This window comes from Bittarella massiliensis (ex Durand et al. 2017) (genome assembly GCF_017566145.1).
GTDB lineage: Bacteria > Bacillota > Clostridia > Oscillospirales > Ruminococcaceae > Bittarella > Bittarella massiliensis_A.
On the sequence record NZ_JABFCL010000009.1, the window covers coordinates 82,717 to 93,625 of the forward strand.

The 10,909-nt window shown below is 62.3% G+C and carries 7 protein-coding genes and 1 CRISPR repeat array; all 7 genes read left to right on the top strand.

The annotated features are described in order from the left end of the window. The first annotated feature begins 4 nt into the window (after positions 1 to 4). A complete protein-coding gene (locus HJY11_RS09960; RefSeq protein ID WP_208075807.1) occupies positions 5 to 2,734 on the top strand; it encodes a bacterial Ig-like domain-containing protein in 2,730 nt (909 codons plus the stop codon). A gap of 741 nt (positions 2,735 to 3,475) precedes the next feature. After that, positions 3,476 to 4,636 (top strand): SIS domain-containing protein, encoded by a 1,161-nt coding sequence (locus HJY11_RS09965; protein ID WP_208075808.1) that lies wholly within the window; start codon positions 3,476 to 3,478, stop codon positions 4,634 to 4,636. Positions 4,637 to 4,654: 18 nt separating this feature from the next. Next, a complete protein-coding gene (locus HJY11_RS09970) occupies positions 4,655 to 5,065 on the top strand; it encodes a secondary thiamine-phosphate synthase enzyme YjbQ (protein WP_208075809.1) in 411 nt (136 codons plus the stop codon). 24 nt (positions 5,066 to 5,089) lie between these two features. Further along, positions 5,090 to 6,250: an SIS domain-containing protein gene (locus HJY11_RS09975; RefSeq protein ID WP_208075810.1), complete on the top strand. Its 1,161-nt coding sequence runs from the start codon at positions 5,090 to 5,092 to the stop codon at positions 6,248 to 6,250. Next, entirely contained in the window at positions 6,243 to 6,647 is a 405-nt protein-coding gene (locus tag HJY11_RS09980; protein ID WP_208075811.1) for a secondary thiamine-phosphate synthase enzyme YjbQ, read from the top strand. Before HJY11_RS09975 ends, HJY11_RS09980 begins: the two co-directional genes overlap by 8 nt. A gap of 13 nt (positions 6,648 to 6,660) precedes the next feature. After that, positions 6,661 to 7,065, top strand: a complete 405-nt coding sequence (locus tag HJY11_RS09985; RefSeq protein WP_208075812.1) for a secondary thiamine-phosphate synthase enzyme YjbQ — start codon at positions 6,661 to 6,663, stop codon at positions 7,063 to 7,065. Between the two features lie 353 nt (positions 7,066 to 7,418). After that, on the top strand, positions 7,419 to 9,287 hold the full coding sequence (locus HJY11_RS09990) for a polysaccharide biosynthesis protein (protein WP_208075813.1): 1,869 nt from the start codon (positions 7,419 to 7,421) through the stop codon (positions 9,285 to 9,287). A 254-nt stretch (positions 9,288 to 9,541) separates the two neighbouring features. Beyond that, a CRISPR array of direct repeats spans positions 9,542 to 10,889; the repeat unit is 32 nt; unit sequence GTCGCACCCCACGCGGGTGCGTGGATTGAAAT. The last annotated feature ends 20 nt before the right edge of the window (positions 10,890 to 10,909 follow it).

The window sequence follows — 10,909 nt, forward strand, 5'->3', positions numbered from 1 at the left end:
GAAGATGCGTATCTGTGGAAAAAGAGGGGTTGCGGCCCTGCTTGCCGCCCTGCTGGTGGGCGGGGTTTTTCTGCCCACAGTCACAGCGCTGGCTGGGGTTGCGCCCTCTCTGTCGGCCACTTCCGGCAAGAGCGAGGCCGCTCCAGGGGAGGGCGTTTCCCTCCAACTCTCCCTTGCGGCCGAGGGGAGCCAGGTGGCCTTTGTTCAGCTGGTGCTAAGCGCTCCCCAGACGGGTTGGTCCTGGGTGGCTGACGAATCGGACAGGTGGCTCTCCCCGTCTCCCGCTGTCGCCGTTGATGAACAATCGGTCTCCGGGAGCCACGAGTGCTTCATTGTCCCGGCCGGCGGGTCGTCCTATTTTGGACAGACGGTCGAGTTGGGCGCCTTGGAGGCGTTGGCGAGGGAGGGCACGCCGGCGGGGACCCCCCTTGTGGCCGGTTTGCACTACACCCTTCTGGGTGAAGATTTTACCCCTCTAGGGGAGGAGAACCGCTCTCTCACCCTGCCTGACATCTCTGTTTTTGCCCCTGCGCCGCCGGCGATCACCGGTCTTTCGGTGGAGAAAGGTCCCGATAAAACCCTCTATCTGCCGGGGGAACAGCTGGACTTATCGGGCGGCTTTTTGCGGGTGGACTACGGGGACGGAACCAGCGCCCAACTGCCGATGGACCGGGCTGTCTGCGATGTCGGCTCGGTGGGGGAGGGGCCGCAGCAACCGGTCGTCCTCACCTACCAGGGGCAGTCGGTCTCCCTCTCCGTTGGGGTGCGCCAGCCCCAGGGGCTGACGGTGCTGGCGCTGCCCGACAAGACCCGCTACGCAGTGGGAGAGGGGCTAGATCTGGCTGGTGGTCGGCTCTCGGTCGACTACGGCGACGGGCTCTCCCTCTCCATCCAGATGGCGGAGGCTACCCCAGGCGACTATGACGCCACCCGGGTGGGAGAGCAATCGGTCGCCCTTCAATGGAAGGGGTTTGAGGCCCCCTTTTCTGTGACGGTGGACGGGGGAGACCTGCAGTCCATCGCTCTTGTCACCCTGCCTGGGAAGACAGTCTACCAGGTGGGGGAGGCATTCGACCCCACCGGCGGTGTCCTGCGGTTGGGATACGCCGGCGGCGGTTGGGCAGAGCGGCCGCTGGCGGCAGAGTTCTGTCAGGTAGACAGCTTCGACAGCCCCGGCGAGAAGGGCGTCTTGGTCACTTTCGAGGGGAAGACCACCTCCTTTTCGGTGGCGGTGGCGGACAACCCGGTCACCGGGTTGGTTCTTCTCTCGCCGCCGCAGTGCCTGGAATACCAGCTGGGAGAGGAGCTGGCAGTGGCTGGCGGGCGGTTGCAGGTTTGCTACCAAAATGGCGACAGCAGCGAATTGGAGCTGACCTCCGCCCTCTGTAGCCCCACCCGCTTCACCCAGCCGGGGAACCAGACGGTCACCGTCTCCTACCTGGGACAGAGCACCACCTTCACCGTGCAGGTGGCGCCAAGGCGGCTGACGGGTATCGCCCTCGCCGCCCTGCCGGCCAAGACCGTCTACCGGGTGGGAGAGTCTTTTGACCCCGCTGGGGGCAGCGTCGCCCTCACTTACAGTGACGGCGGCAGCGAGGTGCGCCCCCTTGTCCCCGAGATGGTCAGCGGCTTTGACAGCGCTGTCCCGGGGGAGCAGACGTTGACAGTATCTCTCGAGGGGCAGACGACCTCCTTTTCGGTGCAGGTGCTTCCCCAAGAGCAGCCGTGGAGCATCTCCTTTGCCGTTCTCCCCGCCAAGTCCAGCTACCTGCAGGGCCAGTCTTTGGACCCCACTGGGGGTGTGCTCCTCCTTTCGCGCGGGGAGGAGCAGCGCCGTGTCCCCCTCACAGCTGAGATGTGTTCCCGCTACCGCCCCCAGCTGTTGGGGGTGCAGATGGTGAGCATCGCCTGCGAGGGCGGGCGAATCGACTGGCCGGTCACCGTTCTCTCCCGGGCGCGGGTGGACGCCCTCAACGCCCAGTTGGAGGAAATCTCGCTGGAGGACGTTCTCCCAGAGGAAGAGGGGGCTCTGCAGGCACTTCTCGACCAGGTGGAGGCGCTGCCCCCGCTGGAGCGGGAGGGGCTCTCCGCCTCGGGGTTGACCCGGCTCGAACAGGCCATCGACCGGGCGGCCGCCCTCGCCGCCCCTGAGCGGGTGGAGCACTTTGACCAAAACCGCCTCACCGTCCGTGCCCCGCAGGGCGCCCTTTCCTGGCTGTCGGACCTGTCGGTGCGGGAGAAGGTGGTCACCGAAGCCCTCACCCAGGCGGTACAGCGCCTGCGGGGGGAGAGGGCCAAGATCTGGCGCTACTACCAGCTGGAGGCGGAGAGCACCGCCCGCTCTCCCGGCGGCTTTGACGCGCCGCTGGAGGTGCGCATCAGTCTGGACGATCTGGCAGACCCTGCCACTGCGGCGGTCTTTTTGGTGGCGGAGGACGGCTCCCTCTCCCAGTGCCCACTGCAGATAGAGGGGGAGTGGGGGGTATTTGCCGCCCCTGTCCCCGGCAGCTATGCCCTGGTGGGCGAGCAGGGGAAAGAAGAGGAGTCGGAGATAGGAGAGGGAGAAGCGCCGGTTCCCTCCGCTCCTAAAGGGAAGGAGACGTCCTCCTCTGGCAGCTCCTCGGGAGGCAGCGCCAACACGGGGGAGCGGGGAAGCCCCGCCTTGTCCCTGGCCCTCCTCCTGTCAGCGGCCCTTGTTCTCCCCTTGGCAAGGCACAGTCGGCAGACGCGCTGATCCCTTTTCCCCCCTCCTGATCAAAAAGAGCTTTCCCTTCGGCAGAAATGCTGAAGGGGAAGCTCTTTTTTTGAGGAGAAAGCAGGCGTTTTAAGGTGTGTTGCCGCTTGGGCGGGAGGGGTGGGTGGAGAAGGCGGTCGGCAGGAGCAGAGGGGCCGCCCTGCCGCGCCCCGGAAGGGGGGGCGGCTCCCCCTGGGAAGTTCCTTTTAGGGCGCGAGGGACAGGGGGAAAATGAGGAGAGCGTTTTTTGGCAGATGCGCTTGGATGGCGAAGAGAGCGGCCAGAGTGGGGAGAAGCCCTGCTGTTTCTGGTCGGCCCCCTATCACCCCTGTGAAAAGGCGCTCTGCCCGTGAAGGCGCGGCAGTGAGAGAGGGGCGTTCGGCAGTTGAGCGCCGGCGGTTTTCCTTGGCCGGGGCAGAGATGACCGGCGGAGAGCGGTCTCTTTCGCACCGCGGAAAAGGGGGCGGCCTTCCGCCCCCTTGCCGCTTGAAACGCCCCCTGCCGCCGCCCCCCCGCCTGGTGGCCCCCTTTTGGTGGGGCAAGCGTACAGGTTATACGGCTTTGCCCTTTGGGGGTCCTGCGGATTTTGGCCGAGTGGGAGAAAAGCGGGGAAAACACAGATTTTGCTTGGGAACAATTGACTTTGACCTGGACGCCCTATACAATATTCCATGGAAAGCAATTTTAAAAATATACAAATTGCCCAAAAAACATGTCCTATTTTTGTCGGGAGGTAAAACCATGAAAAAACTGGACTGCAACAATGCCCTGCGAATGGAGACCTTCGACCTGCCGGTCATGGCCCGCCCCTTCGCCGAGGCAAACGACAAGCCCCTGCGGATGGCCCTCACCACCCCCCAGCTCTTCTCGCCCCGCAGCTGCCTGCTGGTGGGCTGTGGCGACTCCTATTGCGCCGGGGTGGCCGCCAAGCCGCTGTTCCAGCAGCTGGGCGGCATCCGTACCGAGGCCCTCTCCGCCATGGAGGCGTCCCGCCACTGGCCGAAGGGGAGGATCGGCAGCGAGCCCTGCAACCCCCTGCTCTACGTCATCTCCGCCTCGGGCACTGTTTCCCGCAATATTGAGGTTTGCCAGCGGGCGGCCGCCTGCGGGGTAGGGGCCTTGACAGTGGCGGTCACCGCCCATCCCGAATCCCCCATGGCCAAAGCCAGCCAGGCGGTGCTCCCCATCTCTCCCACCCCCTTTGACAGCGGTTTTGACGAGCACTCCCCCGGACTGCGCAGCTACTATGCCTCCCTCTACGCCCTTTGCTCCTCGGCCATCCGCATGGGCGAGGTGAAGATGCGCTACCCCATGAGCCAGGCCGACGACTATCGCCGCGCCATGGTGGAGTATGCCGAGTCCTTCGGCGGCGAGGTGATGGAGCAGATCGACGACGCCATGTTCGAGCTGGCCCAGCAGTGGCAGGAATTTGACAGCTTTGAGTTTTTGGGCAGCGGCGCCCAGATGGCGACCGCCTGGTTTGACGCGGCCAAGATTTACGAAGCCACCGGGGATGTGGCCACCTATGAGGACATGGAGAACTGGTGCCATGTCAACTACTTTGCCCGCGACCACCGTCGGGTGGGGACGGTGTTGACCATCTCCAAAGATTCCCCGGCCATGGTCCGCGCCCTGGAGGTGGCGGAGGTGCTGGCCCGGCTGCGGCCCACCCTCATCGTCACCGACGCCGACGCCGCCCTCTTCCCCAAAGAAGCAGTGGTCTGCCAGCTGCCCAGCCCCCGCTACGGCATCCTGGCCCCGCTGATGGACTATGTGCCGGTGGCCCTCCTCTCAGGGTACCTGGCCCGGCTGAAGGGGGTCTCCCTCTTCCGGGGCGGGGAGCCGGCCTTCCAGAGCCAGCCCACCCACTTTTTGAAAACCAGCCAGATCGAGATCGTATAGGAGAGGGGAGGAAATACCGTGCATTTTTACGAGACCAAGATCGAGTGCCCCAAAGACGGGGTGGTGCAGCTGACCGAGTGGCTGCGCCGGTGCGTGCGGGAGAGTGGGGTGCGCTCGGGCATCGCCGTCCTCTCGGCCCCCCACACCACCTCGGGCATCTCTTTTAACCCCTACATGTTAAAGCCCGAGGACCACCAGGACATCCAGCAGGCCCTGGACAGGATCATCCCCATGCGCATCGACTATGCCCACCAGTTTGACAACCCGGCCGATGCGGCAGGGCACAACAAGTCCGCCCTCATGGGCACCAACACCACCTTCATTGTCGAGGGGGGCGAACTGGTGCTGGGCAGTTCCCAGGGCGTGTTTTTCTTTGAGTTTGACGGCCCCCGCACCCAGCGGTGCCAACTGGCCGTGTACAGCGACTAGCCTTTTGCAAGGAGGAATGATTGGATGAACAGCGCAATGGAAAATCCGGCCGTCCGGCAATCGCTGGGACTGGTCGACTGCACAAAGCCCCTCTGCGACGATTTGCAGAAAAAGATTGAGACCCTCTACACCGACGAGGAGATCGGCAACTTCTGCGAGGTGCTCCTCACCGGCTGCGGCGACTCCTATGTGGCCGGACTGGCGGTGCAGCCGGCCTTTGAGGCGTTGAGCGGGATGCGGGTCAAGGCCCTCTCCACCACCGAACTCTGCTTTCACTATCCGCTGCCCAGCGGCGACTACGGCCCCGCTCTGGCGGTGGGGGTGAGCATCTCCGGCAAGGCCGCCGACACCGCTGCCGCCATGCAGGCGGTAAAAAATGCCGGCGGCTGGACCCTGGGGGTCACCGAGAGCCGCACCACCGCCCTGGCCCAGACGGCCGACCGCATCTTGAAACACGACTCGATGGAGGCGGAACTGGCCCCCGGCACCAAGACCTATTTTACCAGCCTCCTCTCCCTGCTTCTGCTGGCCGTTCACTTTGGGGTGGCCAGGGGGCATATCACCGCCGATGAGGCGGCCGCCGTGCGCGCCGACATCGAGGGGTATACCGAGGCGTTTCGCCCAGTCATCCCCGCCCTGACCGAGCAGTGCATGGCCCTGGCGGAAATGCTCAAGGACTGCCGTCACTTTGAAACGGTGGGTTCGGGGGCGGACTACGCCACCGCCGCCTTTGTGCGGGAGAAGATCTACGAGGCGGTGGGCAAAGTCACCGCGGTGGAGAACACCGAGGATTGGCTTCACGTCAACTACTACGCCAGAAAGCCCCAGGAGATCGGCACCCTCCTCTTTGCCGCCGGCGACAGCCCGGCCAAGAGCCGCTACCTGGAGGCCGCCTGGGCAATGGACTTCATCGGCCGGCCCTATGTGGTGGTCACCGATCTGGAAGCGGGGGCGTTTCCCCCTTCCGCCAAGGTCATCACCCTCCCCAAGGCGCCCCGTCTCTGGCTGACGCCGCTGATGCAGTTTATGCCCATGACCATGCTCTTCGGCTTTATGCAGGAACTGCTGGGGGAGAAGCCCCTGCGGGGCCTCGAGGGCGTGTGGAGCGGTAAAAACGCCATCTACGCCGACCAGAGCGGCATCCTCGACTACTTTAAAGAGAAGGGGGACGAGAGACGTGTTTGAGACCATCCAGCTGCAAACCCAGCGGCACAAGGCCTATGACATCACCGCACAGGTGAAGGAGATCGTCGAAAAAAGCGGGGTCAAAGACGGTATCTGCACCATCTTCTGCCCCGAGACCACAGCGGGTATCTGCATCCACTCCTTCTGGGACCCTCTGGGGTGGGACGACATGATGGACGACATCCAGCGGGCCTTCCCCGCCACGGTGGATTACCGGCAGCGCACCCCTTCCGCCTATACTGCCGCCGCTGCCACCAAGGCCAGCCTGATGGGCGGGGTGCAGAGCCTGATTGTCCGGGACGGAGCGCTGGCCTTTGGCTCCTCCCAGGGCATTTTGCTGGCTGAATTCGACGGGCCCTGCCGCTGCCGGCGGGTCTGCGTCAACGTGATGGAATAGGGAGGACAGAGCCATGTATCAGACCATACAGCTGACCACCGGCCCCATGCAGGCGCTGGACATCACCGAAAAGGTGCGCGCCTGTGTGCGGGAGAGCGGGGTGCAAAACGGCATCTGCGTCCTCTTTGTCCCCCACACCACCGCCGCCATCTCCCTGGGCAAAAAGGACGCCGAGGGCAAGGTGGGGGAGGATTTTCAGGGGGAGCTGGACCGGGTGATCCCCCTGCGGGCAAACTACATCCATGTGGAGACCCCCTTTGACGCGGCGGGACACATCAAGTCCAGCATCGTCGGGGTGGACATCACCCCGCCCATCTGCGATGGGGAACTGGCCCTGGGCGGCGGCCAGGCCGTCTATTTCTACGAGTTCGACGGCCCCCGGCCCCGCAAGGTGCTGGTGAAGTGCTACGGCAAATAGGCGCATTTGCCCGCCGGTGAAAACTGGCGAGAGAGCGGCCCGCCCCCGTCCAGGGGCGGGCTGCTTTGGCGTCTGTCCCTCCAGGAGGAAGGGGGGCGCAGTTGGGAAGAGGGGCTTTTTTGTCCCTATAAGAGGGCGGACCCCACAACTTGCAGGGGAACCGCGCTTGGTGTATAATGGGGGAACAACCGGTAAGGTTGTCAAAACCGGAATGCGGCCGCACGATCTCCCCCAAAAAAGGGGGGGTGATGCGGCTTCTCACTTGGGCGGGCGAAGGCCCCTGGCGGCCTCTCCTCGCCCATTCGCCTGTTGGGCCCCGGTTGTGATCCGCAGCAAAAAAGGATGGATTCGCTATGAACAGTCTATACAATGCCCTGCTCAAGGCCAAGCGGTACGTGCTTCTCCCCTTCGATATGGTCCTCTGGGGGTCGGCCTACTACTTTGCCTATGCCATTCTCCACAGCTCCTTCTCCCTCAAGGGCTATGAAGAGGAGTTTTTGGCCACCTTCTTCCTCTACCTCCTCTGTGGCACGGCGGTGTTTTTGCTCTTTCGCATCTACAACAAGATGTGGCAGTACGCCGACATTGTCGAGTATCTCTACATCGGCACGGCCTGTGTGGTGGGAAACGCCGCTTTTGTCATCTCCTCCCTCCTTCTGGACCTGCCGGTGGGGATTCGGGCCTATGTGTTGGCCACCATTCTCAGCACCTTTTTCATCTTCCTCTTCCGCTTTGTCTACAAGATGAACAAGGTCATTGACGCCAAGTACAATTTCCCCACCCCCCGCAAGAAAAAGCGGTTGCTCATTGTCGGCGGCGGCGAGGCCTGCGCCATGGTCCTCAGCGAGCTCAAGCGCAACCCCCAAAACAGCTTTGAGCCAGTTTGCATCGTAGACGACGACACCACTAAGTTCAAGCGCACCATCCAGGGCATACCCATTATGGGCACCACCGACGACGTGGCGCGGCTGTGCGACCAGTACAGCGTGGACGCCATCCTCTTTGCCATCGCCAACATCTCCCTAAAGGAGAAAAATCGCATCATCAACCTCTGCGCCGCCACCAAGAAGGAGGTCAACATCATCCCTGACCTCTACAAGGTGATGACCGGGCAGGAGGTGCCGGTGGGCACCATCCGCCAGGTGGAGGTGGAGGACCTGCTGGGCCGCGAGCCCATTGTGCTGGACATGAAGCCGGTGGCCAAGTATGTCGCCGGGCGGCGGGTGATGGTGACCGGGGGCGGGGGGACCATCGGCTCCGAACTCTGCCGCCAGGTGGCCAAATTTGCCCCCCAACAACTGGTGATCGTGGACATTTACGAGAACAACGCCTATGAAATTCAGCAGGAACTGCTGCGCGCCTACGGTAAGGCCCTCAACCTCTCGGTGGAGATCGCCTCCATCCGCGACCGGGACAAGATGGACCTCCTCTTCTCCCGCTATCGGCCGGAGATCGTCTTCCACGCAGCGGCGCACAAGCATGTGCCGCTGATGGAGCCGGTGCCCGAAGAGGCGGTGAAGAACAACGTCTTTGGCACCCTGAATCTGGCCCAGTTGGCGGACAAGTACGGCGTCAAGCGGTTTGTGCAGATTTCTACTGACAAGGCGGTGAATCCCACCAGCGTGATGGGCACCACCAAGCGCATCTGCGAGATGATCATGCAGTCGATGGACCAGGTCAGCGAGACCGAGTTTGTGGCGGTCCGCTTCGGCAATGTCCTGGGGTCCAACGGTTCGGTCATCCCCCTCTTTAAAGAGCAGATTCGCAGAGGTGGGCCGGTGACGGTGACCCATCCCGACATCATCCGCTACTTTATGACCATCCCCGAGGCGGTGAGCCTGGTGTTGACGGCCGGTTCACTGGCCAAAGGCGGCGAGATTTTTGTCCTCGATATGGGCCAACCGGTGCACATCCGCGACCTGGCGGAGAACCTCATCCGCCTCTCGGGTTTCCGCCCGGGGGAGGACATCAAGATCGAGTACACCGGCTTGCGGCCGGGGGAGAAACTCTATGAGGAACTGCTGATGGACGAAGAGGGGATGAAAGAGACCCCCTACGAAAAGATCTTCATCGGCCGGCCGATCGACATTCGGCCCGACGACCTCTGGCGCTCTCTCGATGAAATGCGCCCCTTGGCGTACAACAACCAGTCGGACAAGGTGATCGCCGAGCTGCAAAAGATCGTGCCCACCTTTACTCCCACCCCCAATCAACACAGCTAAAAGAGAAGAGCGGCCTGCCGAAGAGATGTCGGTAGGCCGTTCTTTTGCCTGTGTGGAGGGATGGGAGAAACAGTGCGCCGCCAGTGCGAACCCCAAGCGCACAGGAATTGGCCGGGAGGTTCGCACCAAAAAAGACGAGCATTTTGCCGGGGAAAAGGGAAGAGGGATGAAGAAAGAAAATCAATTTGACAGCATTTTGTGAAAAGAGGTATAGTAGAGGTGTAAATTGACACTGGTTTTTGTGCCAATTTGCAGTCGCACCCCACGCGGGTGCGTGGATTGAAATTTTTTCCTGGGGCTTGTGTTTGGCGGTTTGCTGGGTCGCACCCCACGCGGGTGCGTGGATTGAAATTGTCTACTTTCCCGGCGCTTTGGGTCGCACCTACGTCGCACCCCACGCGGGTGCGTGGATTGAAATTATCAAAAATCCGCACAGCTATGCGGAAAAATGCGTCGCACCCCACGCGGGTGCGTGGATTGAAATATGGCCGACAGCTCCCCGATCTCGACGATCCAGGTCGCACCCCACGCGGGTGCGTGGATTGAAATATTTCTTTGCCCTCTTGGTTTTCTTCGGCTTGCGTCGCACCCCACGCGGGTGCGTGGATTGAAATTGCTGGAGATTGACGAGGACGTCATCGATGTGGGGTCGCACCCCACGCGGGTGCGTGGATTGAAATTGCCGCACCTACAACATCTATTCGGCAATCGAAACGTCGCACCCCACGCGGGTGCGTGGATTGAAATCTCGGCGGGATCGTCGACGGGGTGAAAGGTGTCGTCGCACCCCACGCGGGTGCGTGGATTGAAATAGTCTAAGGATGGCACCATCTATTTTGACCTGGGTCGCACCCCACGCGGGTGCGTGGATTGAAATTAGGGCTCATGGCTAAGTCTGGAACCGCAAAAGAGTCGCACCCCACGCGGGTGCGTGGATTGAAATGGGGACAAGGATTTACAAAGACGAAAGCTCTTGGTCGCACCCCACGCGGGTGCGTGGATTGAAATCCGCTGCTGGGGTGTACCTAACACCTGGGAGATTGTCGCACCCCACGCGGGTGCGTGGATTGAAATGCAAGACCTATTATAACAGCATTCGTAAGGATGAGTCGCACCCCACGCGGGTGCGTGGATTGAAATAGCGGAAAGGAGTTGTCTCAATGCCTATTATCCGTCGCACCCCACGCGGGTGCGTGGATTGAAATCACCTCCTTGACGGCGGTGCCAGACAGCCCCAGGGTCGCACCCCATGCGGGTGCGTGGATTGAAATGGTGCTGCTGAAAGAACAGAATCCATTGCGCCCGGTCGCACCCCATGCGGGTGCGTGGATTGAAATTCGACAGGTGTAGCCCATGCTCTCGGCGTAGTCCGTCGCACCCCATGCGGGTGCGTGGATTGAAATATAAGCCGTCCGCTTGTTCGTGTAGACTGCCACAGTCGCACCCCATGCGGGTGCGTGGATTGAAATTTGAGCAGATTGGAGTTGCCCGCAATGGTGGGGGTGGTCGCACCCCATGCGGGTGCGTGGATTGAAATCACGCCTGCCATCCGCCCCAGCCGGTACGCCGCGTCGCACCCCATGCGGGTGCGTGGATTGAAATCCTTGTAATCGTCACACAGT

Coding starts and splice junctions, on each gene's coding strand:
- HJY11_RS09960 (WP_208075807.1), top strand. CDS start 5: ATGCGTATCTGTGGAAAAAGAGGGGTTGCGGCCCTGCTTGCCGCCCTG.
- HJY11_RS09965 (WP_208075808.1), top strand. CDS start 3,476: ATGAAAAAACTGGACTGCAACAATGCCCTGCGAATGGAGACCTTCGAC.
- HJY11_RS09975 (WP_208075810.1), top strand. CDS start 5,090: ATGAACAGCGCAATGGAAAATCCGGCCGTCCGGCAATCGCTGGGACTG.
- HJY11_RS09985 (WP_208075812.1), top strand. CDS start 6,661: ATGTATCAGACCATACAGCTGACCACCGGCCCCATGCAGGCGCTGGAC.
- HJY11_RS09990 (WP_208075813.1), top strand. CDS start 7,419: ATGAACAGTCTATACAATGCCCTGCTCAAGGCCAAGCGGTACGTGCTT.